Below are 23129 nucleotides of genomic sequence, written 5' to 3'. Positions count from 1 at the left end.
ACGGAAACGGTAAAATCTGTCGTTTAATCCGTTGCAAACCTGAGTGTGATAAAAAATGTCTAACAAACCATCCGACCAGTCCGGTAAAAAACAGCAGGACAAAAACAAACCGGGCAAGGAATATCCGGTCAATATGCCCGATACCTCTTTTCCGATGCGCGGCAATCTTGCCAAACGGGAACCCGAATGGATCAAAGAGTGGCAGGACAAAAAGATTTATCAACGGATTCGCAAGGCGGCAAAAGGCCGCCCGCAATTCATTCTGCATGACGGCCCCCCTTATGCCAATGGCGATATTCACATTGGACACGCCGTCAATAAAATTCTGAAAGATATCGTTATCAAGTCGCGCGGTCTTGCCGGTTTCGATGCGCCGTATGTCCCCGGCTGGGATTGCCACGGCATGCCGATTGAAATCCAGATCGAAAAAATGTATGGAAAAAATTTGTCGGCAACCGAAGTCCAGGCAAAAGCCCGCGCCTACGCAAAAGAACAGGTCGAACGGCAGAAAAAGGATTTCATTCGTCTGGGCGTTCTGGGCGACTGGGACAACCCGTATCTGACGATGAATCATCAAAACGAAGCCAACGAGATCCGCGCGCTGGCCCGTCTGATTGAAAAAGGCTATGTGTTCCGTGGCTTAAAACCGGTCAACTGGTGTTTCGATTGTGGCTCGGCACTGGCTGAAGCGGAAGTGGAATATCAGGACCGGCGCGATCCGGAGATCGACGTCGGGTTCCCGTTTGCCGAACCCGAAAAAATCGCCGCCGCTTTTGGACTGGACAGCCTGCCACTCTCACAGGGCTATGCCGTCATCTGGACAACAACTCCCTGGACGATTCCGGGCAATCAGGCTTTGAACGTCCACCCCGAATTTGAATATGCGCTGGTTGAAACGGAAAAGGGCCTGTTGATCATTGCCGAAGAACGGGCAAAACTGCCCTCTTCCGAGACAGATCGTACTTTGCTCCAGAAACGGTACGGTCTTGAAACCTGGAAAATTCTGGCAACGACCCAGGGTGCAAAACTCGAAGGCATCCGGTTCAGGCATCCTCTTTACGACGCTCATGAGGGTTACCGCCGCTTCTCGCCGGTTTACTCGGAAGAATACGTTACGCTGGACACCGGCACCGGTATTGTCCATTCAGCTCCGGCCTATGGCGTTGATGACTTCCTGTCGTGCAAGTCCCACGGGATGAAAGACGACGAAATCCTGAATCCGGTCATGGGCAACGGCCACTATGTATCCTCCTTGCCTCTGTTCGGCGGCATGATGATCTGGGACGCTTCCAAACTGATCTGCAATACCCTGCGGGAAGCCGGAACGCTCCTGAATCTCGATATGATGACCCACAGTTACATGCATTGCTGGCGTCATAAAACCCCGATTGTCTACAGAGCCACCTCGCAATGGTTTGCGGGCATGGATGTCAAGCCGAACGATACGGATATGACGCTCCGCGAAACCGCCTTGAAAGGTGTGGAACAGACGACGTTCTATCCGGACTGGGGCAAAGCCCGATTGCAGGGCATGATTGCCAACCGTCCTGACTGGACCCTGTCTCGCCAGCGGCAATGGGGCGTTCCAATGGCCTTTTTCGTTCACCGCGAAACGGGAGAACTGCATCCGAAAACGCTTGAGTTGCTGGAAGAAATCGCAAAGCGCGTGGAAAAAGAGGGCATCGAAGCCTGGCAGACGCTTGACCCGAAAGAATTGTTGGGCGACGAGGCTGGCCAGTATGAAAAAAACCGCGATACGCTGGATGTCTGGTTCGATTCCGGCGCAACACATCTGACCGTTTTGCGCGGTTCGCATGCCAGAGAGTTGCGTTTCCCCGCCGACTTGTATCTGGAAGGGTCTGATCAGCACAGAGGCTGGTTTCATTCGTCGCTTCTGACGTCTTCCATGCTGGATGGTTGTCCGCCATATAAAATGCTGCTGACCCACGGTTTTGTCGTGGATGGCGAAGGCAGGAAAATGTCGAAATCAATGGGCAATGTCATCGCTCCCCAGAAAGTGTTCGATACGCTGGGAGCGGACATTTTGCGCCTTTGGGTAGCCTCGACCGATTATTCGGGAGAACTTTCCATCTCGGATGAAATTTTAAAACGCGTCACCGAATCATACCGTCGTATCCGCAATACCCTGCGCTTTCTCCTGTCGAACACGGCCGATTTCGATGCCACCCGGGATGCTGTGGCGATAGACGAGCTATTGGAAGTGGATCGCTACGCCCTTGCGTCCATGAAGTCGCTTCAGACGGAAATCATGGCGCACTACGACAAATTCGAATTCCATCCTGTTGTGGCAAAACTGCAAACTTATTGCTCGGAAGAATTGGGAAGTCTTTACCTCGATATATTGAAAGACCGGCTTTACACTTCAGGAGAAGTCTCCCGCGCCCGCCGGTCTGCCCAGACAGCCCTGTGGCATATCACGCATGCCCTGCTTCGCCTGATGGCGCCAATTCTGTCGTTCACTTCGGAAGAAGCCTGGAAAGCTTTTGCTTCTCCCGAGGAATTTGAAGCCAGTGGAGAAACGCTTTTCACGCTGACTGCTTATTCTTTACCGGAGATCAAGGACGAAAACGCCCTGCTCGATAAATTTGGCAAGCTGAAAGAAATTCGTGCTGATGTGATGAAACGGCTGGAAGAAGTCCGGATATCGGGACAAATCGGCTCGTCCTTGCAAGCCGAAATCGAAATTCGCGCATCGGGCGCAAAGTTCGATCTGTTAAAGAGTCTGGACGACGATTTGAAATTCCTGATGATCACATCGCGTGCCGACGTTATCCGGGTTCCGGATGTTGCATCGGAATCCATTACCGTCAAACCTTCACAATATCAGAAATGTGAACGCTGCTGGCATTATCGCAGCGATGTCGGTTCGGATCCGAAACATCCGCAAATATGCGCACGCTGTGCCGCCAATCTGTTCGGCAAAGGGGAAAAACGCGAGTTCGTATAATCGGGTTTTATTTTCAGCCGCCGGCAGCCTTCCGTGAATCCGGCGGTATTCATAGATATTGATATGGCAACCAGAAACCTTTACTACAAAAACAAGACCGGCATATTGCCGTGGCTGGGCCTTGCCATTCTGATCGTCCTTTTCGATCAACTCAGCAAAATCTGGATTACCCACACCCTGAGCTACGGGCAAGCCATAAAACTGACTTCATTTTTCAATCTGCTTCTTGTCTACAATGAAGGCGCCGCTTTCAGTTTTCTGGCATCTCAAGCGGGCTGGCAGCGTTATTTTTTCACGGTCATCAGTGTTGTTGCCGTTATATTTATCGTTTATCTGTTGAAGCGGCATTCCCATCAGAAGCTCTTCTGTCTGTCTCTGGCGTTGATTTTGGGAGGAGCGATCGGAAACCTGATCGACCGATCGCTTTACGGTCACGTTATCGATTTTCTGGATGTTCACGCTTTCGGATGGCACTGGCCTACCTTCAATATCGCGGATTGCGGCATTACAATCGGCGCCGTTCTGTTTATCATAGACGAACTGAAACGTGTCAGGAAAAACTGAGCTTGTTTCAGACTGTATCTACCACTCTGGAGAAAACATGGATTTGTCCGGCAAGAAAATTTTACTGGGTTTGACCGGGGGCATCGCCTGTTACAAATCGGCTGAATTCGCACGTGCCATGATCCGCGAAGGCGCTTCGGTTCAGGTCGTCATGACGGACAGCGCGCAAAAATTCATCACGCCGGTCACCATGCAGGCACTGACAGGACACACCGTCTTTACGGATTCATGGGACGACCGTCTGGAAAACAACATGCCTCATATCGACCTGACCCGTCAGGCTGACCTTGTCGTCATCGCTCCCTGTTCTGCCAACTTCATGAGCAAACTGGCCAATGGACTGTGCGACGATCTGTTATCGACTTTGTGCCTGGCAAGACCGTCGCATATTCCGTTTCTGGTTGCCCCCGCCATGAACGCGGAAATGTGGAAAAAACCGGCAACGCAGCGAAATGTCGGCCAGCTCAAAGCGGATGGAGTCCAGGTCATAGGCCCCGCATCCGGTTATCAGGCTTGCGGTGAAACAGGCGAGGGCCGCATGCTGGAACCGGCCCAGATGCTGGAAGAAGTCATCGCGGCATTGCAGCCCAACTATCTGGAAAACCGGCGCGTACTGATTACAGCCGGCCCGACGTTCGAGCCGATTGACCCCGTGCGCGGTATTACCAACCGTTCTTCCGGCAAGATGGGCTATGCTATCGCCCGTGCCGCGCGTGAAGCCGGTGCATCCGTCACCCTTATTTCAGGCCCAACGGCTTTGGAAACGCCATACGGCGTCCAGCGTATTGATGTGATGACCGCCATCCAGATGCGCGACGCCGTCATGTCCCATATCAGCAAGCAGGACATCTTCATTTCGGTCGCCGCGGTTGCTGACTGGCGAGTCGCCAATGCCAGCGAACAGAAAATCAAGAAAAACGGGAATGGCAAAACCCCGGTCCTTGAATTTGCCGAGAATCCGGATATTCTTGCGTCCATCGCCGCCTTGCCCGATCCCCCTTATTGCGTCGGTTTCGCCGCCGAATCCGAAAAACTGAAACAGCATGCCGAAGAAAAGCGCCAGAAAAAAGGCATCCCTCTTCTGGTCGGCAACATCGGACACGAAACTTTCGGCAAAGATGACAATACCCTTGTCCTGTTCGATGAAACCGGCAGTCTCGAATTGCCGCATGGCAGCAAGCAGAACCTGGCCCGCCAGCTGATTGAACAAATCGCAAAACGTCTTTAAGAAGCTCTCATGAAAACGATTGATATCAAAATACTGGATCCAAGAATGAAGGAATATCTTCCTTCATATGCGACAGGCGGCAGTGCAGGGCTGGACTTGCGGGCTTGTATTACAGAACCGGTAACGTTTGCTCCCGGTACCACGCAACTGGTTCCCACCGGTCTGGCAATACACATTGCCGATCCGGGTTATGCCGCCCTCATTCTTCCGCGCAGCGGCCTCGGTCACAAACACGGCATTGTTCTCGGCAACCTCGTGGGCCTGATTGATTCGGACTATCAGGGACAATTGATGGTATCGACATGGAACCGGGGAATCGAACCGTTTACTCTAAATCCGCTGGAAAGACTGGCACAACTGGTTATCGTTCCCGTTCTTCAGGTTGGATTCCGTGTTGTCGATGAATTCGGGGAGAGTTCCCGTGGAACGGGCGGTTTCGGCAGTACGGGAAAAATCTGACAGGAAAAAGGTATTGAAAGCATGATCAAACGTTTGCAATCGCTAAAACGCTCTATCCGGAATTACCGGATACTGCCCAGGCTTGTCTGCCTCTGTTGCGCCGCACTCGTCTCGGCCTGCGCGACCGATACAGCCTGGGTGGATAATGAAGAAGCCGTTATCGAAACGGCTGGCCCTGCAAAACTCAAGCAAATTGTTGCCATGCAGGACAGGCTCGACAAGGTAGGCGGAAAACTGCTGATTGACAATGCAGACCTTTGCCGCAAACAGTTCCGGAATCTGCTGGGTTTCAGCGTCGCCAACAAGTATACCTATTCGACGGACATGGCTTCTCTTGCCGCCCAGACTTACGGTCTGGACGACAGGCTTCAGATCATGAATGTCATCCCGGGCAGCGGTGCCCAGCGTGCAGGACTGCAACGCGGCGATATTCTGCTTCGCATCGAAAACCGGCCGGTACCGCAAGGAATCCATGCCGAGCGCGACACCGTCGCAATGCTCTCCCCGATGATTTCGAAAAACAAATCCCTGAACCTGACCGTTCTGCGCAACAACGCCCGAAAAAACGTAAGCGTTCCCCTGACTCCGGCCTGTGGCTTCCGTATTGAGCTGGGACAGACCGGAAATGTCAATACCTATTCCGACGGCAGCCGTATTCTGGTGACTCAGGGCATGATGCTTTTTGCCAAATCGGATGAAAATCTGGCGTATGTTATTTCCAAGGAAATGGCGCACAATGTTCTCGGCCACGCAAAAACCCTCCAAAACACCCGCGCTGCCACAACGCTGATCGATAACCTGCTTCATACCCCCCCGCGATCGATCGCCGGCACGACAGGACTGAAACCGATGCCGAAAAAATTCGACATCGATGCCGATACCCTGAGCCTGGCTATGGCTTTAAGAGGCGGTTATGAAATCGACGATGCGACCCGTTTCTGGAAACGGCTGGCCTATCGCTTTCCCGCCACCAACGCCAGAAATTACACCGCCCTGCATCCCGCCACATCGGCACGTCTTGAAGCCATGCCGCAATCGATTACGCGCATCAAGGCGATCGACAAGCGGAGAAAAGCGCTGGCAAAACCAAAATAAACCAACCTGCCGCCGTCTGGCAATCGGAACCGGAAACCAGGTAAACCGCTCCGGGACAATTTCTCTTTGACCGGCAAATGGAAACGTTAAACCGAAAAAAGGAGCAAGAACATTAGCTCTCCACTTATCTTCACGCTGCTTGCCGTGTTCTGTATCGGCGCTACCAGCGTAACGCTGGCTGCCGCATTGTCGTTTTCCGTTCTGGCACGAATGATCGAGTTGATGATCAGCCTGTCGGTCGGCATGATGCTCTCGACTTCCCTGCTGCATGCGCTCCCGGAAGCATTTGAAATGCAGGCAAAACCGGAACACCTTTTTCTGACGCTCCTGATCGGATTATTGGCTTTTTTCCTGCTTGAGAAATTTTCCATCCTGCGGCATTCCCATCATCACGAAGGGGACGGCCATCATCATGAAAAAGGCTTTGACAGGCATGAAGCCGGTTCCGCCGGATGGATGATTCTGATCGGACATGGATTTCACTCCATTACCGACGGCATTCTTATTTCGGCTGCCTTTCTGACCAATCCATATCTGGGTCTGATTACCAGTCTGGCCATTCTGGCCCATGAAATTCCCCAGCAGGTCGGTGATTTCATTGTCATGTTAAATGCCGGCTTTTCCCGCAAACGCGCTTTCTTTTACAGTCTGAGCAATACGGTCACATCCATGAGCGGCGCACTGATCGGGTACTATACGCTGGGACGCGCGCAGGAACTGATCCCATATGTCCTGACCCTGGCATCAGCCGGTTTCATATACATTGCCTTAAGCGATCTGATGCCGCAAATGCAGCGCCGAAGCACAATTCGCGAGACCATCCCGCAAATCGTTCTGGTTGCAGCAGGCATTGCGATCATTTTCGCCATTACCCACAGTCTGCACCATTCACACTGATCCTGCCTACACGGTTTTTTCTGAACCGCTAACGTTCCGTCAGCAGCAGCTTGATCGCAAGCCCGACAAATACCGTACCGGCAAGGCGGTTGATCCAGCGCTGAACGCTGGCCGAACGGTTCAGCCACTCTCCCAGCGAACCGGCTGCCAGTGCAATGGCGCCAAACACCAGAATGGCGGAAAGGATGAAAACAAAGCCCAGTTCCAGCATCTGCAAGGCTAGCGAACCCCTTGCGGGACTGGCGAATTGCGGGAGGAAGGCCAGAAAAAAAATGCTGACCTTGGGATTGGTGATATTCATGAAAATCCCGCGTCTGTATAACTGGCCGTTTTTCAGGACAGGATTGCCCGTTCCTTCAATCGTCATGGCGCCACTTCGGAAAGCACCCCACGCAAGATAGAGCAGATAAGCCGCACCGGCCACTTTCAGCAAAGTGAATGCCAGCGCAGACGTTTTGAAAATGACGGCAACCCCCAGCGCAACGGCTGACGTATGAAAAAGCAGCCCGGTACACAGACCCATCACCACGAGAAGCCCTGCCTTTCTTCCCTGCAAGGCCGATTGCGTCAACACGAATATATTGTCGGGTCCCGGCGCAATGGCCAGAATCAGGCAAGCGACAAAATAAGTGCCCAGGATATCCAGTGGAATCATTTTAAAAACGGAAATGGGATATTAAAGAAAAAAGAATACCTGAATGCAACGACCATTAAAATCGGTTTCCTGTTTTCCGGATGTTTTTCTGTACAAAAACGTAAAAAGATTTTCATGCCAGCACATGGGTCGTTGACGTCAAGTTATTGATACGTCTATAATTTCGTTCTTTCCGTGCGTTCAGGAAAATAACAGAAGGCTGTGTCCGCCTTTTAATTCAGGCGGAACCACCCATTTGAACGAATAAACATTACAGGAAATTACCATGAAAACCTTTTCCGCAAAGGACAGTGAAGTCCAGCGTGACTGGTTTGTGATTGACGCAACCGACAAGGTTCTCGGACGTGTCGCCAGCGAAGTGGCACGCCGTCTCCGTGGCAAGCACAAACCGGAATTTACCCCTCATGTCGATACCGGCGATTACATTATCGTTGTCAATGCCAGCAAGCTGCGTGTTACCGGCAACAAGATGACCGACAAGAAATATTATCGTCACAGCGGTTTCCCGGGCGGCATTTATGAAACGTCTTTTGAAAAAATGCAGCAGCGGTTTCCCGGCCGCGCACTTGAAAAAGCCGTCAAGGGTATGCTCCCGAAGGGACCTTTGGGTTATGCCATGATCAAAAAGCTGAAAGTGTATGCGGATGAAACTCATCCACACAGCGCCCAACAGCCCAAGCCACTTGAAATCTAAGGAGCAGACATGATCGGTAACTACAATTACGGAACCGGCCGTCGCAAAAGCGCTGTGGCTCGCGTTTTTCTTAAAGCGGGTTCAGGAAAAATCACTGTCAACGGCAAGCCGGCCAACGAATATTTCTCCCGCGAAACTGGCCTGATGGTCATTCGCCAGCCTCTCGAACTGACCGACAATGTCGAACGTTTCGATATCATGGTCAATGTATCCGGCGGCGGTGAATCCGGTCAGGCAGGCGCGGTTCGTCACGGCATTACCCGTGCGCTGATCGATTACGACATCGGACTGAAACCGGCCTTGTCCAAAGCCGGCTTCGTCACCCGCGACGCCCGTGAAGTCGAACGGAAAAAAGTCGGCCTTCGCAAGGCACGCCGCGCAAAACAGTTCTCCAAACGTTAATTCGTGCCACACGGTATCCTTGTGGTGCCGTTTGTCTTTTTCAGAGTCGTCTGGCTTTTGTCAGGCGACTTTTTTCTATCGTTTATACAGGCAAAACCATCGCAATCCCGCTAAAATAAAAAGCTTAATTACATTTTTCTTCATGAGGCAAGAATGATCAAAGTCGGCATTGTGGGCGGCACGGGTTACACCGGCGTCGAACTGTTACGCATCCTTTCCACCCATCCTGAGGTAAAGCTGACCGCCATCACGGCGCGTAGCGACGCGGGCCTGCCTGTCGCGGACATGTTTCCCTCCCTGCGGGGAATCGTCGATCTGGCTTTTACTTCTCCGGAAGAAACAGATCTGACCGGCTGCGATGTCGTCTTTTTCGCCACCCCTCATGGCGTCGCTATGTCGCATGCCCGTAAATTGCTGGCGGCTGGTGTCAGAATCATTGATCTCGCGGCCGATTTCAGGCTGAAAGACACAGCGGAATTCGAGAAATGGTACGGCATGCCTCATGCGTGTCCAGACATATTGCAAGAGGCAGTTTATGGGCTGGTCGAAGTCAACCGCGAAGCAATCAGAAAAGCCCGGGTGATCGGGCTTCCGGGATGTTATCCCACTTCTGTCCAGCTGGGGCTTGCCCCATTGCTGGGCCACGGAAAACCGCTGGTTAACGAATCCATGCTGATCGCCGATTGCAAATCGGGCGTTTCAGGAGCGGGCCGAAGAGCGTCGGTGGGTTCGCTGTTTGCCGAATCGTCCGACAATTTCCACGCTTATGGCGTCAAAGGCCACCGCCATCTTCCCGAGATCGTTCAGGGCCTGAAAGCCATAACCGGCAATACCCGCGAAATCGGTCTGACGTTCGTTCCGCATCTGACTCCCATGATTCGCGGCATCCATTCGACACTGTATGCAACCCTGAGACCGGAAGCGTCCGGAATCGATTTCCAGTCGCTTTACGAGGACTATTACCGCAACGATCCGTTCGTCGACGTGCTCCCGGCCGGTTCCCATCCGGAAACGAGGTCTGTGCGTGCCTCCAATTATCTGCGCATTGCCGTTCACCGGCCCGGAAACGGCAACACGCTGGTCATTCTGGTTGTCGAAGACAATCTGGTCAAAGGCGCCGCCGGTCAGGGCGTCCAGTGCTTGAATCTGATGTGTGGACTGGATGAAACAACAGGCCTGAAACAGGTCCCGGTATTGCCATGACGCATGACAAACAGAAATTCCGGTTCATGTTTATAATGAACCTATCTTTTAAATTCCGGAGTAAACAATGAGTGACAACCCAGAAATGCCAGCCCCGATCAACTTTACCGACAATGCCGTCAAAAAAGTCGCCGAACTGATCGCTGAAGAAGGCAATCCCAATTTGAAGTTGCGTGTATTCGTGCAGGGAGGCGGATGCGCAGGTTTCCAGTATGGTTTCACCTTCGACGAAAACATCAATGAAGACGATACCACCATGATGAAAGACGGGATACAGTTACTGATCGATCCCATGAGCTATCAGTATCTGGTCGGAGCCGAAATCGATTACAAGGAAGATATCAACGGCGCCCAGTTCGTCATCAAAAATCCGAATGTTACGACAACCTGCGGTTGTGGTTCTTCATTCGCTCCCTGATTTTGTTTCCCTGGAAAAAGGACGCATTTCTGCGTCCTTTTTTTATCTGTCTTTCCGCAAGAACCGTCAGGCCGCATCTCCCGCACAGCTGGCAGACTTTTTGGACTTCTGCTATACTTGACTAAAATAATCAACTAATAGGCATTCAGACAAAATCCCATGCGACTGACGACAAAAGGACGTTTCGCTGTCATGGCTATGATTGATCTGGCCCGACATCAAAAGAACGGTCCGGTTTCCCTTGCCGGCATCAGTGAACGACAGGATATCTCCGTCGCCTATCTGGAACAACTGTTTTCCAAACTACGTCGCGGAAATCTGGTCAAATCGGTACGCGGCCCCGGAGGCGGTTACCTGTTGTCCGGAAATGCAGGCGATATTACCATAGCCGACATCGTTTTTGCCGTCGATGAACCGCTGGATGTAACACGATGCGGTGGAAACGGCAATTGTGCAAAAGGAAGCGTCAAGTGCGTCACTCATAATTTATGGGCAAGCCTGAATGAAAGAATTATCGATTATCTGGAGTCCGTACTTTTGTCGGATCTTTCTGAAATGGATTCGGCCCTTTTATCAAACGGACAAAACTCCAAAAAACTTGCCTTTTCTGCAAAACCGGCGAAATAAAAGGATACAAACAGCATGAACAATCCGGCACAAGTTACCCAATGCAGCATATTGAAAGAATCCAGTCGCGACGCCTCTTATCCCGTTTATATGGATTATTCGGCGACAACACCGGTCGATCCGCGCGTTGCGGAAAAAATGATTCCCTATTTGTGCGAGAAATTCGGCAATCCGGCTTCCAACAGTCACCTGTACGGATGGGAAGCGGAAAAAGCCGTTGAAGAGGCCCGTTCCCATGTCGCCGCGCTGATCAATGCAGACGCCCGTGAAATCGTCTGGACGTCGGGCGCGACCGAAGCGAACAATCTGGCTTTAAAAGGCGCCGCACGGTTTTACAAGACAAAAGGCAAACACATCATCACGGTCAAAACGGAACACAAATCCGTGCTGGATACTTTCAGGGAACTGGAACGCGACGGTTTTGAAGCGACTTATCTCGATCCACAGGAAAACGGTCTGATCACAGTCAGACAGCTTGAAAAAGCGATCCGTCCGGATACGATTCTGGTCTCCGTCATGATGGTCAACAACGAAATCGGCGTTATCCAGCCAATAGACGAAATCGCCGAACTGTGCCGTGGCAAAGGCATCATTTTTCATTGCGACGCCGCACAGGCAGCCGGAAAAATGGATATCGACCTGCAAAAAACGAAGGTCGATCTGATGACCCTGACGGCTCACAAGATATGCGGGCCCAAAGGTGTCGGAGCGCTTTTCGTCCGCCGCCGTCCGCGTGTCCGGCTGGAAGCACAGATGCACGGTGGCGGTCATGAGCGCGGCATGAGATCAGGCACGCTGCCGACTCATCAGATCGTGGGCATGGGTGAAGCTTACCGGATCGCCCGGGAAGAAATGAAAGAAGAAATAGCCCGGATGAAAGTGTTGAGCAAACGGCTTGCAGACGGGTTGAGCCAGATTGAAGCGGTTGTTTTCAATGGCGATATGGAACATCGCATCCCGCACAACCTGAACGTCAGCTTCAATTACGTCGAGGGAGAATCGCTGATGATGGCAATGAAAGGACTGGCCGTTTCTTCCGGTTCCGCCTGTACTTCCGCCAGTCTGGAACCGTCTTATGTACTCCGTGCGCTGGGACGCAGCGATGAACTGGCCCACAGTTCGATCCGGTTTACCATCGGGCGCTTTACAACGGAAGAAGAAGTGGATTTTGCCATCGACCTCGTAAAAACCCAGGTCGCCAAACTGCGCGAGCTGTCGCCGCTATGGGAAATGTACAAGGACGGCATTGACCTCAATACGATTCAATGGGCAGCGCACTGAGACGATCACGGGAGAACGGAAAATGACTTATTCAAACAAGGTACTGGATCACTACGAAAACCCGCGCAATGTCGGCAGCTTCGACAAGGATGACGATTCCGTCGGAACCGGTATGGTCGGCGCGCCCGCCTGTGGCGACGTCATGCGCTTGCAAATCAAGGTCAACGCAGACGGCCTGATCGAAGACGCCCGTTTCAAGACTTACGGTTGCGGCTCGGCGATCGCATCCAGCTCGCTCGTTACCGAATGGGTGAAAGGCAAGACACTGGACGAAGCGCTGAAAATCAAGAATTCTGAAATAGCGGACGAACTGGCGCTTCCTCCCGTCAAAATACACTGTTCCATTCTGGCGGAAGATGCCATCAAGGCAGCGGTTGACGATTACCAGAAACGGCAGGAAAAAAAGAATCAGGCAGAATAAGGACAGAACAGGAGAAAAAATGGCTATTACCCTGACTGAAAAGGCGGCAAATCACATTAGCCGTTTTCTGGAACGGCGCGGCAAAGGCATTGGCTTGCGTTTCGGCGTCCAGACAACCGGCTGTTCAGGCATGTCCTACAAGCTGGAATACGTCGATGAACCTGATGCAGACGATATTGTTTATGAATCCAACGGCGTCAAAATTTTCGTCGATCCCAAGAGTCTGCCGTATCTTGACGGGACGGAACTCGACTTTGCCCGCGAAGGTCTGAATGAGGGATTCAAATTCAACAATCCGAACGTCAAGGATACCTGTGGCTGTGGCAACAGCTTCAAGGTCTGATTTTCGCAACAGTGTGATACATGCCCAATCATTTCGAGTTTTTCAATCTGCCCGTACAGTTCGCTATTGATGGGAACTTGCTCGATAACGCCTACCGGGAAATACAGAATCTGGTCCATCCGGATCGTTTTGTCACGGCAACAGAAGCCGAGAAACGGACAGCCATGCAATGGGCGACCATGGCAAACGACGCCTATCAGATTCTCAAAAATCCCCTCAGGCGCAGTGCGTATCTTTGCGAGCTGAACGGATACGATGTACAGAAAGAAACGCATGTTTCGATGGAACCTGCCTTCCTGATGCAACAAATGGAATGGCGCGAGTCGCTTGAAAACGCAAAGGCGACAAAAAACGGGGCCCTGCTGGAAAAACTCGATCAGAAACAACAAAATCTGCGCCGTGAGCAATTGCAAATGATTGAAAATCTTCTGAACCGTCGCCAGTTCCAGACGGCCATTCCGGAAATACGGAAAATGATGTTTCTGGAAAAATTCGGTGAAGAAATCCGTCAGGCTTTTGACGAACTCGACTCGACAAACTGAATATGGCACTCCTTCAAATCGCAGAACCGGGCATGTCCGTCGCTCCCCACCAGTTCCGTCTGGCTGTCGGCATTGATCTCGGCACGACCCATTCGCTGGTGGCCACCGTTCGCAACAGCATTCCCGAAGTACTGGAAGATGAACAACGCCGGGCATTGTTGCCCTCAGTTGTCCGGTATTTTCCGGATGGACGCACTGAAGTCGGCTATTTGGCCCGGAAAGCGCAGAACAAAGACCCCAAAAACACCATCGCTTCAGCCAAGCGCCTGATGGGACGGTGCTTGAAGGATGTGACCAACCGGGAAAGCATGCCCTACCAGTTTCTGGACAACCCCGGTATGGTCAGGATCGAAACAGTTGCCGGCACCAAAAGTCCTGTCGAAGTATCGGCAGAAATACTGGGCGCCCTGAAACAGCGCGTCGAAGAAGCATTCGATGAACCGCTCGCTGGCGCCGTCATTACCGTTCCCGCCTATTTCGATGATGCCCAGCGGCAAGCCACGAAAGATGCCGCAAAACTGGCGGGAATTCACGTATTGCGACTTCTTAGCGAACCGACGGCAGCGGCTATCGCTTACGGACTTGACAATGCGCCGGAAGGCGTCTATGCCGCCTACGATCTGGGTGGAGGTACATTCGATATTTCTATTTTGAAACTGAACAAGGGAGTATTCGAGGTTCTGGCTACCGGCGGCGATTCCGAACTGGGCGGAGACGATTTCGATCATCGCATTTTCTGCTGGATTATCGAAGAAGCCCGTTTAAAACCGCTTTCAGCCGAAGACACCCAGCTCCTGATGACAAAAGCCCGGGAAGCAAAGGAACGTCTCTCCGTTCGCGCCCGTGTCACGATCAACGCTCTGCTCTCGTCAGGCGAAAAAATCAATCTGGAACTGACAGCCAGAGCATTTGAGCAAATGACGCACCATCTTGTCTGCAAAACCATGCAACAAGTCAAAAAAACGATGCGCGACGCTGGCCTCGCTGTCGGCGATATTACCGGTGTTATCCTGATCGGGGGAGCCACACGGATGCCTCACGTTCGACGACAGATCCAGAAACTGTTTGGAAAAAAACCGCATGCCACCCTGGATCCCGAAAAAGTCGTCGCCCTCGGCGCCGCCACACAAGCCAATTTGCTGGCAGGCAATCGTGCACCGGGAGACGACTGGCTGTTACTTGATGTTATTCCCCTTTCACTCGGCATCGAAACCATGGGAGGACTGGTTGAGAAAATCATTCCGCGCAACTCGACCATTCCCTGTACTTACGCCCAGGAATTCACCACTTTCAAGGATGGACAGACTGCACTTGCCGTGCACGTTTTGCAGGGGGAACGCGAGCTGGTCAGCGATTGCCGTTCGCTGGCCCGTTTCGAATTGCGCGGCATTCCTCCCATGGCAGCTGGCATTCCCCGGATCCGCATTACTTTTCAGGTCGATGCGGACGGTTTGCTGTCGGTTTCGGCCAGGGAAATTCATTCCGGGACCGAAGCGTCAGTTGCCGTCAAACCTTCTTATGGTCTGACCGACACGGAAATCGCGAAAATGCTGGAAGAATCAGGCAAAAGTGCCGAAACCGATATGCAGCAACGCGCCCTGAGAGAAGAACAGGTTGAGGCGGAAAGGACCATACGCGCGACGGAAGCGGCACTCGGGACGGATGGCGACCTCCTGAATGAAACCGAACGGACTGCCATCGAAGCGCTGGTGGACGTAACGCGCAAACTGCTGAAAGACGATTCAGCCTCCGCCATTCATGCCGCTATAGAAGCACTGTCCAAAGGCACGGAAACCTTTGCCGCCCGGAGAATGAATCGCAGCATCAAAAAAGCGTTAGCCGGCAAATCTGTCAAAGATGTTATCTGATACTTGGAACTTATATGCCAAAAATTACTGTACTGCCTCACACCGTTCTCTGCCCTGATGGAGCCAGTTTTGAAGCGCCGTCAGGTCAATCGATTTGCGATGCGCTGCTGGACAACCACATCGGGATAGAACATGCCTGCGGAAAGTGCGGTGCCTGCAGCACCTGTCACGTCATCGTCAGAAAAGGCTTCGATTCGCTCCCGGAAATGAGCGAAAAAGAAGAAGACATGCTTGATCGGGCATGGGGACTTGAAGCGGATTCCCGGCTGTCATGCCAGGCCAGAATCGGCAGCGACGATCTGACAGTCGAAATACCGAAATACTCCATCAACCTTGTCAGCGAAAACCGCTGACATCCCAACCGGCATACCCATCATGAAATGGTCCGATACTCAAAGAATCGCGGAAGAACTGTTCGACCGCTATCCCGATACCGACCCTCTAAGCATCCGGTTCACGGATTTGCACGACTGGATTTGCAAGCTTGACGGTTTCGACGACGATCCGAACCGCTCGAACGAGAAAATTCTTGAAGCCATCCTGATGGCCTGGATCAGGGAAGCGGAAGATTGAACAAGCTGTTGAAAGCGCCCGGTCAACGCCGGTTCTGTTTCATGATTTTCTGTTGCTCGCGCTGCCAGTCGCGCTCTTTTTCGGTTTCCCGCTTGTCGTACTGTTTCTTTCCCTTGGCCAAGCCGATTTCGCACTTGATGCGGCCTTTTGAAAAGTGCAGATTGAGCGGCACCAGTGTATAACCGGCCCGTTCCACTTTTCCGATGAGCTTGCCGATTTCGGAAGCGTGCATCAACAGTTTCCGGTCTCTGACAGGATCCGGCCGGATATGCGTCGAAGCGGTAGGCAATGGGCTGATGTGTGCGCCAAACAGGAAAATCTCCCCTGACTTGACAATGACATACGCCTCTTTAAGCTGCACTCTTCCCGCACGGATGGACTTGACTTCCCATCCTTCCAAGGCCATCCCCGCTTCAAACCGCTCTTCGATAAAATAATCGTGAAAAGCTTTTTTATTGTCGGCAATAGTCATAACCTGACAGACATCCTTGTATAAAATAGCGATTTTATCAAAACCCATAACACCCGATGACGATCGTCCACAAATCCGTAGTGCTCAGCTACAGTGCGGAACAGATGTATGCGCTGGTAGAAAACATTGAAGCTTATCCTTCATTTCTCCCGTGGTGCGACAGTGTCGATGTTCAAAGAGACAATGTCAACCATACGGCCGTTGCAACGATCTCCATCAATTTCTGCGGCATCCGGCAAAGTTTCAGCACCTGCAATGTCAATGTGGCGCCGGTTTCCATTCAGATGCGACTTGTCCGCGGCCCTTTCCGCAAACTGGATGGCCGCTGGATTTTTACCGCACTAAACGACCGGCAATGCCGTGTTGAATTGCATCTGGCTTATGAATTTTCACATTTCTTTCTGGAAAAACTGATCGGTCCGGTTTTCGATATTGTGACCAGCAGTCTCGTCGATTCCTTCTGTGAACGGGCGAAAAAAGTATATGGATAATACCGGATTCTCTTCAAAACGGCTGATCCCCGTCCAAATCTGTTATGCAGAGCCTGAAAATCAGGTACTTCTGGATATTGAAGTTCCTGAAAACACCCGGCTTGTCGATGCCATCCTCCAAAGCGGTATAACGGAAAAACTCCCGCATGCTCCCAAGGAAGGCGAAGTCGGTATTTTTGGAAAGAAAAGACCACTCGACACCCCCTTGAAAGCACACGACCGGATTGAAATTTATCGGCCCCTGAAAATAGAGCCACAGGAAGCCCGGCGTCTTCGTGTCCGGCAGCCTACCGGAAACTGAGACCTCAATTCAGCAAAGGCTTCAGATAAGGCCAGACGTTATCCAACAATACAGGCTGTGCCTGAACGGTCGGGTGGATTCGATCGGCCTGAAACAGTTCGGCCTTGTCTGCCACGTTTTTCAGAAAAAAAGGAACCAGCGTCACCTTGTCCTTTTTGGAAACGGTTCGATAAACATTGGAAAAATCACGCGTATAGCTCGATCCGTAATTGGGCGGTATCTCCATTCCCAGCAAAAGAACGTTTCCTTTTTCTTTCTTTATGCTGTCAATCATATCGGACAGATTGGCCTGGATCGTCTTCACCGGAAATCCCCGCAACCCATCATTACCGCCCAATTCAATAATCACGACAGAAGGAACATACCGCTTCAGCAATGCGGGCAAGCGCGCTTTTCCGCCCGCTGTCGTCTCACCGCTGAGACTCGCATTGACGACCTTGACGTCCGGATAACTTTTTTTCAAACGTTCATCAAGCAACCGGACCCATCCCGTATTTCTTTCCAGACCGTATTCCGCAGATAAACTGTCTCCCAATACCAACACCGTTTTTGGAGCCGAATAAACACGATTCCCGATAAAAAGACATAATAAAAGCGGTACGACAAAAACATGCCGCAAACGAAAACCGGACCGCCGTCCTTTGAAAACACTTGTCACTCTCATGTCAAACACTCCTTTCTCCCATCCGGCTATTGAAGTTCTCCATCTTGGCAAAACCGTTTCCGATACGACCGGGAAACTGACCATACTGCACGATATCCATTTCAGCATTCGCCAAAATGAAACCGTCGCCATTATCGGGGCCTCCGGCTCGGGAAAAACGACACTTCTGAGCCTGCTCGCCGGGCTGGATACGCCCACGGAAGGCACCGTAAAACTGGGCGGCATCGACATCTTTTCACTGAACGAAGATGAAAGAGCACGACTGCGTAAAGAAAAACTGGGGTTCGTCTTCCAGTCCTTCCAGTTACTGCCTCATTTGACGGCGATAGAAAATGTCATGCTGCCACTTGAACTGCAGGAAGCATCCGATGCCTTTGGCCGTGCAAGAGTTCTTTTGACTCGCGTCGGAATGGCCACCCGTCTCAATCATTATCCAAAATATCTTTCGGGAGGAGAACAGCAACGTGTTGCATTGGCGCGCGCCTTTATTACCGAACCGCCCCTTCTGTTTGCCGATGAACCCACAGGGAACCTGGACATCCAAACCGGAAACGGTGTCATTGATCTGATGTTCGATTTGCACCGCGAACACCGGCTGACACTGGTTCTGGTCACCCACGATCCTGAAATAGCCGCCCGATGCCATCGCATCATTGAACTTCGGGGCGGAAAACTGGCAAACGAACGAACACTCAACAATTAACGCCAGTATTCCGGGGTATCGTCCTGTATTGTTTGTGTCGTTTTTTCCGGCTGTTTTACAGGTTCGATTACCCTGTTTCTCCCGGAATCATGTGCCAGACTGGTCAAACGCCGTTTCGACCTTGCTTTTTCAGCCAGTTCCCGTTTCTTTTCCGCGGGCAACTTCTGATATTCCTGCCATTTCTCTGTTTTTTTGTCCTGATTGAGCTTTTTAAACCCCAAAAAGTTCTGTCGCGCCATGCGACGCTGCTCGGGCGTCAGATTCAGCCAGTCACGGATGTGATTCTGGAGCCGCTGTTTTTCTTCAGGAGACATGGCTTCCATCTTCTTTGCCACTTCCAGCCACTTCCTTTTTTGCGGTGTGCTGAATTTGCCCCATTCCTTTTCAAGAGGAGCCAGCGATTCTTTTTGGGATGCAGTCAGGTTGCCCCAGGAATTCCCGGAAGAGATCGTTTCCCTGGCGTCTTCCATTCCCAAAAACACGTTCAGATTATCCAGCGGCAAGACCGTATAAACCGCCCCGAAAGCGATCAGAACCATAACGACAACGACCGCTATCCATAAAGAGACCGATTTTTTTTTCGGATAGTTCGACCGGTTCATCCACTAGACTCCGGTTCCTGACCTGTCAATAACGTAAGCCTTGAAACCACTGTCGGCATAAGCGGACGGGGGCAATTCATCAGAAAGCACGGCAATGTCGATATCGGCAATTTCCCTGATTTGACGCTGCTGTTCATGATGGAAGATGCCGGCCATCCCGACAACCAGCACCAAAATGGGAAAACCCAGTCCCAATTTGCCCATCCAGGAAGTATTGTCGGAAAAATAACCGGATGTCCCGGCAAAGACCTGTTGAAAAACTTTCCGGTAAAGGGGCGCCGTTTTCTTTTTCCTGCTGACTGCCACCAAACGCGCCCGTTCAAGCCGTTGAGTGATATGCTCCGGCATGTCTTCCAGCTTTTCGTTCAAGGCATGACGCACCTTGTAAGCGAAATTTTCTTCCTTCATATTCATAACTCGATCCCTCTTGCCTTTAAAGCCTTTGCAAGCGCATGCGTCGCACGCGAACAATGCGTCTTGACACTCCCGACAGAACAATTCATTGCTTCCGCCGTCTCGGCAACATCCATATCATTCCAGTAACGCATGAGAAACGCTTCCCGTTGACGGATTGGCAATTTTTCGATTTCTTCTTCAATAATTGACAGGATTTCCGTTCTTTCCAGTTTGTCCGCAGACGATTCCACTACTTCGTTAGTTTCATCCCCTTGATAGACTTCAAGAATATCGAAATCATCACCCTCCTGGCTGACCGACATACTTGAAAAAAGACTGACCCAGGTATTTCTGACTTTTTCGCGACGGAAAAAATCGCTGATGGTATTCTGTAAAATTCGCTGGAACAGCATCGGCAACTCCGATGCCGGCTTGTCTCCGTATTTTTCTGCCAGCTTGATCATCGCATCCTGAACGATATCAAGTGCCGACTCGTCCTTGCGAACCGCATAGACAGCCTGTTTAAATGCCCTTTTTTCGACACTTGCAAGAAAGTCAGATAATTCTTTGTCGGTTGCCATGCGAATTGGCAGAAAACCCAGCCATACAGAAATTAAGGAAACACAGCGTGACTGTGTCAAACAGGTGCAAATGCTAGCAAAGAAAGACCTGCTTGTGCAGATAGTAGTGTAAAATTACGCACTTTATACAATTGCTGAAGTATTGTACATTTGTAATTGAGTAGCGCTTGATCAAAATGTTGCAGGCGATTAATTGCTACCCGCCTATTCTACCCCGTGGCGGAAGGTTTTCTCACATGGTGCTCATAATGCCGCCTGTCGTGAAGACATGCTTTGCTATTTTGAAAGCTGTTTGCTCTGACCCGTGCCATAAGCGCGAGAAATTGATGCTTATTTTTAAATTTTCGAAATAAAATAAGAAAATTGTTCTGTCATGCAATTTCAATTTCGTCAGGAAAGAGCATCCGATCAATTTCCAGTGGACCTTGAAAGGAAAGAAGTATGAGTTTAGAAATGACAGGCTCCGACATACTCGTCCGGAGTCTGGCGGAAGAAGGAGTAGAGCACGTTTTCGGTTATCCCGGCGGTTCCGTTCTCTATATTTACGACGCCATTTATAAACAGGATAAATTCAAGCATATTCTCGTCCGTCACGAGCAGGCTGCCGTTCACGCTGCCGATGCGTATGCAAGAAGTTCAGGAAAAGTCGGCGTCGCGCTGGTCACTTCGGGACCGGGTGTAACCAATGCTATTACCGGTCTTGCGACCGCTTACATGGATTCCATTCCGGTTGTTCTGATCAGCGGTCAGGTCGCCACCCATGCCATCGGTTCCGACGCCTTTCAGGAATGTGACGCCGTCGGGATTACCCGGCCGTGCGTCAAGCACAACTTTCTGGTCAAGGATGTCAAAGACCTTGCCGTAACGATCAAAAAAGCTTTCTATATCGCCTCGACCGGCCGTCCTGGCCCCGTTCTGATCGACATTCCGAAGGATGTCAGCATGCAATCCTGCATTTTCGATTATCCGAAAGAAATCGAAATGCGCTCTTACAAGCCGATCGACAAGGGACATACCGGACAGATCCGCAAGGCAGTCCAGATGATGTTGCAGGCAGAGCGTCCGCTCGTTTATGCGGGTGGCGGAGCCATTCTTTCCGATTCATCTGCGGAGCTGAACCAGCTTGTCGATCGTCTCGGAATGCCATGCGTCAATACCCTTCAGGGACTGGGTTCCTATCGCGCATCCAGCGAAAGATACATCGGCATGCCCGGTATGCATGGCATGTATGAAGCCAACCTGGCCATGCAGCATTGTGACGTCCTGATCGCTGTCGGCGCACGTTTCGACGATCGCGTCATCGGCAATCCGGATCATTTTTCGAAAGCGGATCGCAAAATCATTCATATCGACATCGATCCTTCGTCGATATCCAAACGGGTCAAGGTCGATATCCCTATCGTCGGCAATGTCAAGGATGTCCTGCAGGAAATGCTGGCCCAACTTGATGCAGCGCCATCCGGAAGCCTTAATCCGCAAGCGCTTGCGCCCTGGTGGAAACAAATCAATGAGTGGCGTAAAAAAGACTGCCTGAAATACGAGCAGTCCGATCAGGTTATCAAACCCCAGTTCGTTATCGAGAAATTGTGGGAAGTCACCAAAGGCGACGCCTATATCGCTTCCGATGTAGGACAGCACCAGATGTGGGCAGCACAATACTATCCGTTCGACAAACCCCGCCGCTGGCTCAACTCCGGCGGTCTGGGCACTATGGGTGTCGGTTTGCCTTATGCAATGGGCATCCAGATGGCACATCCGGGTGCAACAGTAGCCTGTATTACCGGCGAAGGGTCTATCCAGATGAACATTCAGGAGCTGGCGACCTGCAAACAATACAATCTGACGCCCAAAATCATCATGCTGAACAACGGTGTCCTCGGTATGGTTCGCCAGTGGCAGCGTCTTGATTACGAATCGCGTTATTCCGAAACCTATGTCGCATCTCTTCCGGACTTCAACAAGCTTGCGGAAGCTTACGGTCACGTCGGATTCAAGGTTGAAAAACCATCGGATGTTGAAGGCGCCTTGCGGGAAGCCTTCTCGTTGCAGGACAAACTGGTGTTTTTGAATATCCTGACAGATTCCACCGAAAACGTCTGGCCCATGGTCAAGGCCGGCAAAGGACTGACCGAAATGCTGATGAGCCTGGAGGACAAATAACATGCGACACATTATTTCTGTTCTTTTGGAAAACGAGGCAGGTGCCTTAGCCCGCGTCGTCGGCCTGTTCGCCGCACGCGGCTACAACATCGAAACGCTGAATGTCGCACCGACCGAAGATCCTACCCTGTCGCGCATGACCGTCGTTACCATCGGTTCGGAAGCGGTGATCGAGCAGATTACCAAACATCTGAACCGTCTCATTGAAGTTGTCAAGGTAGTCGATCTGACCGACGGTTATTTTGTCGAACGCGAAATGATGCTGATCAAGATCCGTGCCGTCGGCAAGGAACGTGAGGAAATCAAGCGGACGACAGATATTTTCCGCGGCAGGATCATTGATGTCAGCGATCGGGCCTACACTGTTGAATTAACCGGCGATAAAGCCAAACTGGATGCTTTCATCGAATCAATTGACCGGACTGCCATTTTGGAAACTGTCCGTTCCGGCGGTTCCGGAATCGGACGTGGCGAACGCATCCTGAAAGTTTGACCGGTCGTATTTTTATTATTTGGATTAG

General features: G+C 51.4%; 29 protein-coding genes. 23 read left to right on the top strand and 6 right to left on the bottom strand.

Features of this window, described 5'->3' with window-relative positions; genetic code table 11:
• Window positions 1-55: 55 nt before the first annotated feature.
• The 6 genes from ileS to OFAG_RS03075 all read left to right on the top strand — a co-directional run bounded on the left by ileS (window position 56) and on the right by OFAG_RS03075 (window position 7211).
• Entirely contained in the window at window positions 56-2968 is a 2913-nt protein-coding gene (gene ileS, locus OFAG_RS03100; protein ID WP_005878935.1) for an isoleucine--tRNA ligase, read from the top strand.
• Between the two features lie 63 nt (window positions 2969-3031).
• Complete coding sequence (gene lspA, locus OFAG_RS03095; RefSeq protein ID WP_040719469.1) at window positions 3032-3532, top strand: signal peptidase II; 501 nt, start codon at window positions 3032-3034, stop codon at window positions 3530-3532.
• Window positions 3533-3569: 37 nt separating this feature from the next.
• A complete protein-coding gene (gene coaBC / locus OFAG_RS03090; protein WP_005878930.1) occupies window positions 3570-4760 on the top strand; it encodes a bifunctional phosphopantothenoylcysteine decarboxylase/phosphopantothenate--cysteine ligase CoaBC in 1191 nt (396 codons plus the stop codon).
• A gap of 9 nt (window positions 4761-4769) precedes the next feature.
• Window positions 4770-5219 (top strand): dUTP diphosphatase, encoded by a 450-nt coding sequence (gene dut / locus OFAG_RS03085; RefSeq protein ID WP_005878928.1) that lies wholly within the window; start codon window positions 4770-4772, stop codon window positions 5217-5219.
• A 21-nt stretch (window positions 5220-5240) separates the two neighbouring features.
• Window positions 5241-6314, top strand: a complete 1074-nt coding sequence (locus OFAG_RS03080; protein WP_005878926.1) for a M48 family metallopeptidase — start codon at window positions 5241-5243, stop codon at window positions 6312-6314.
• 144 nt (window positions 6315-6458) lie between these two features.
• Window positions 6459-7211, top strand: a complete 753-nt coding sequence (locus OFAG_RS03075; protein ID WP_005878925.1) for a ZIP family metal transporter — start codon at window positions 6459-6461, stop codon at window positions 7209-7211.
• Window positions 7212-7239: 28 nt separating this feature from the next.
• On the opposite strand, the gene OFAG_RS03070 is transcribed toward OFAG_RS03075, so the two are convergent.
• Window positions 7240-7866: a LysE family translocator gene (locus OFAG_RS03070; RefSeq protein WP_005878924.1), complete on the bottom strand. Its 627-nt coding sequence runs from the start codon at window positions 7864-7866 to the stop codon at window positions 7240-7242.
• 265 nt (window positions 7867-8131) lie between these two features.
• Between OFAG_RS03070 and rplM the strand changes: the two genes are divergently transcribed.
• The 12 genes from rplM (at window position 8132) to iscX (ending at window position 16238) form a co-directional block, all read left to right on the top strand.
• Entirely contained in the window at window positions 8132-8560 is a 429-nt protein-coding gene (gene rplM / locus OFAG_RS03065; protein WP_005878923.1) for a 50S ribosomal protein L13, read from the top strand.
• Between the two features lie 9 nt (window positions 8561-8569).
• On the top strand, window positions 8570-8962 hold the full coding sequence (gene rpsI / locus OFAG_RS03060) for a 30S ribosomal protein S9 (RefSeq protein ID WP_005878921.1): 393 nt from the start codon (window positions 8570-8572) through the stop codon (window positions 8960-8962).
• 153 nt (window positions 8963-9115) lie between these two features.
• Window positions 9116-10165, top strand: a complete 1050-nt coding sequence (gene argC / locus OFAG_RS03055; RefSeq protein ID WP_005878920.1) for an N-acetyl-gamma-glutamyl-phosphate reductase — start codon at window positions 9116-9118, stop codon at window positions 10163-10165.
• 67 nt (window positions 10166-10232) lie between these two features.
• Window positions 10233-10583 carry an iron-sulfur cluster insertion protein ErpA gene (gene erpA, locus OFAG_RS03050; protein WP_005878916.1) on the top strand — a complete coding sequence of 117 codons (351 nt, stop codon included), beginning with the start codon at window positions 10233-10235 and terminating at the stop codon, window positions 10581-10583.
• A gap of 159 nt (window positions 10584-10742) precedes the next feature.
• Window positions 10743-11210: an Rrf2 family transcriptional regulator gene (locus OFAG_RS03045; RefSeq protein ID WP_005878914.1), complete on the top strand. Its 468-nt coding sequence runs from the start codon at window positions 10743-10745 to the stop codon at window positions 11208-11210.
• A gap of 15 nt (window positions 11211-11225) precedes the next feature.
• On the top strand, window positions 11226-12491 hold the full coding sequence (locus OFAG_RS03040) for an IscS subfamily cysteine desulfurase (protein WP_005878913.1): 1266 nt from the start codon (window positions 11226-11228) through the stop codon (window positions 12489-12491).
• A gap of 22 nt (window positions 12492-12513) precedes the next feature.
• Entirely contained in the window at window positions 12514-12912 is a 399-nt protein-coding gene (gene iscU, locus OFAG_RS03035) for a Fe-S cluster assembly scaffold IscU (RefSeq protein ID WP_005878912.1), read from the top strand.
• Window positions 12913-12931: 19 nt separating this feature from the next.
• On the top strand, window positions 12932-13255 hold the full coding sequence (iscA, locus tag OFAG_RS03030) for an iron-sulfur cluster assembly protein IscA (protein ID WP_005878911.1): 324 nt from the start codon (window positions 12932-12934) through the stop codon (window positions 13253-13255).
• A 20-nt stretch (window positions 13256-13275) separates the two neighbouring features.
• Window positions 13276-13797, top strand: coding sequence for a Fe-S protein assembly co-chaperone HscB (gene hscB / locus OFAG_RS03025; RefSeq protein WP_005878910.1), 522 nt, complete (start codon window positions 13276-13278; stop codon window positions 13795-13797).
• 2 nt (window positions 13798-13799) lie between these two features.
• Window positions 13800-15665, top strand: a complete 1866-nt coding sequence (hscA, locus tag OFAG_RS03020) for a Fe-S protein assembly chaperone HscA (RefSeq protein ID WP_005878909.1) — start codon at window positions 13800-13802, stop codon at window positions 15663-15665.
• 14 nt (window positions 15666-15679) lie between these two features.
• Window positions 15680-16018, top strand: a complete 339-nt coding sequence (fdx, locus tag OFAG_RS03015; RefSeq protein WP_005878908.1) for an ISC system 2Fe-2S type ferredoxin — start codon at window positions 15680-15682, stop codon at window positions 16016-16018.
• A 22-nt stretch (window positions 16019-16040) separates the two neighbouring features.
• A complete protein-coding gene (iscX, locus tag OFAG_RS03010) occupies window positions 16041-16238 on the top strand; it encodes a Fe-S cluster assembly protein IscX (protein WP_005878906.1) in 198 nt (65 codons plus the stop codon).
• A gap of 22 nt (window positions 16239-16260) precedes the next feature.
• On the opposite strand, the gene smpB is transcribed toward iscX, so the two are convergent.
• Complete coding sequence (smpB, locus tag OFAG_RS03005) at window positions 16261-16710, bottom strand: SsrA-binding protein SmpB (protein ID WP_005878905.1); 450 nt, start codon at window positions 16708-16710, stop codon at window positions 16261-16263.
• A gap of 56 nt (window positions 16711-16766) precedes the next feature.
• Here smpB and OFAG_RS03000 point away from each other — a divergent pair, with 56 nt between their 5' ends.
• Both OFAG_RS03000 and OFAG_RS02995 read left to right on the top strand, forming a co-directional pair.
• The gene (locus OFAG_RS03000) at window positions 16767-17201 is read left to right on the top strand and encodes a type II toxin-antitoxin system RatA family toxin (protein ID WP_005878904.1); all 435 of its coding nucleotides are present in this window, start codon (window positions 16767-16769) and stop codon (window positions 17199-17201) included.
• Window positions 17194-17502, top strand: coding sequence for an RnfH family protein (locus OFAG_RS02995; protein ID WP_005878903.1), 309 nt, complete (start codon window positions 17194-17196; stop codon window positions 17500-17502). The genes OFAG_RS03000 and OFAG_RS02995 overlap by 8 nt, the downstream gene beginning before the upstream one ends.
• A gap of 4 nt (window positions 17503-17506) precedes the next feature.
• Here the strand turns inward: OFAG_RS02995 and OFAG_RS02990 are convergent, their stop codons facing one another.
• Entirely contained in the window at window positions 17507-18046 is a 540-nt protein-coding gene (locus tag OFAG_RS02990; protein ID WP_315970639.1) for an arylesterase, read from the bottom strand.
• A gap of 118 nt (window positions 18047-18164) precedes the next feature.
• Here OFAG_RS02990 and OFAG_RS02985 point away from each other — a divergent pair, with 118 nt between their 5' ends.
• Window positions 18165-18869: an ABC transporter ATP-binding protein gene (locus OFAG_RS02985; protein ID WP_005878902.1), complete on the top strand. Its 705-nt coding sequence runs from the start codon at window positions 18165-18167 to the stop codon at window positions 18867-18869.
• Here the strand turns inward: OFAG_RS02985 and OFAG_RS02980 are convergent.
• The 3 genes from OFAG_RS02980 to OFAG_RS02970 are packed head-to-tail and all read right to left on the bottom strand — an operon-like array spanning window position 18866 to window position 20448.
• Complete coding sequence (locus OFAG_RS02980) at window positions 18866-19471, bottom strand: DUF3106 domain-containing protein (RefSeq protein ID WP_005878900.1); 606 nt, start codon at window positions 19469-19471, stop codon at window positions 18866-18868. The genes OFAG_RS02985 and OFAG_RS02980 overlap by 4 nt on opposite strands.
• A gap of 3 nt (window positions 19472-19474) precedes the next feature.
• Window positions 19475-19885, bottom strand: a complete 411-nt coding sequence (locus OFAG_RS02975) for a DUF3619 family protein (RefSeq protein WP_005878899.1) — start codon at window positions 19883-19885, stop codon at window positions 19475-19477.
• The gene (locus OFAG_RS02970; RefSeq protein WP_005878898.1) at window positions 19882-20448 is read right to left on the bottom strand and encodes an RNA polymerase sigma factor; all 567 of its coding nucleotides are present in this window, start codon (window positions 20446-20448) and stop codon (window positions 19882-19884) included. Before OFAG_RS02970 ends, OFAG_RS02975 begins: the two co-directional genes overlap by 4 nt.
• Before the next feature lie 441 nt (window positions 20449-20889).
• Between OFAG_RS02970 and OFAG_RS02965 the strand changes: the two genes are divergently transcribed.
• Together OFAG_RS02965 and ilvN are read left to right on the top strand one after the other, a co-directional pair.
• A complete protein-coding gene (locus tag OFAG_RS02965; RefSeq protein ID WP_005878897.1) occupies window positions 20890-22608 on the top strand; it encodes an acetolactate synthase 3 catalytic subunit in 1719 nt (572 codons plus the stop codon).
• A 1-nt stretch (window position 22609) separates the two neighbouring features.
• Window positions 22610-23101 (top strand): acetolactate synthase small subunit, encoded by a 492-nt coding sequence (gene ilvN, locus OFAG_RS02960; protein ID WP_005878896.1) that lies wholly within the window; start codon window positions 22610-22612, stop codon window positions 23099-23101.
• Window positions 23102-23129: the final 28 nt, after the last annotated feature.

The organism is Oxalobacter paraformigenes (genome assembly GCF_000158475.2).
Classification (GTDB): Bacteria; Pseudomonadota; Gammaproteobacteria; order Burkholderiales; family Burkholderiaceae_D; genus Oxalobacter; species Oxalobacter paraformigenes.
The sequence above is the reverse complement of the archived record's forward strand: the minus strand, read 5'-3'. Positions and strand labels throughout refer to the sequence as shown.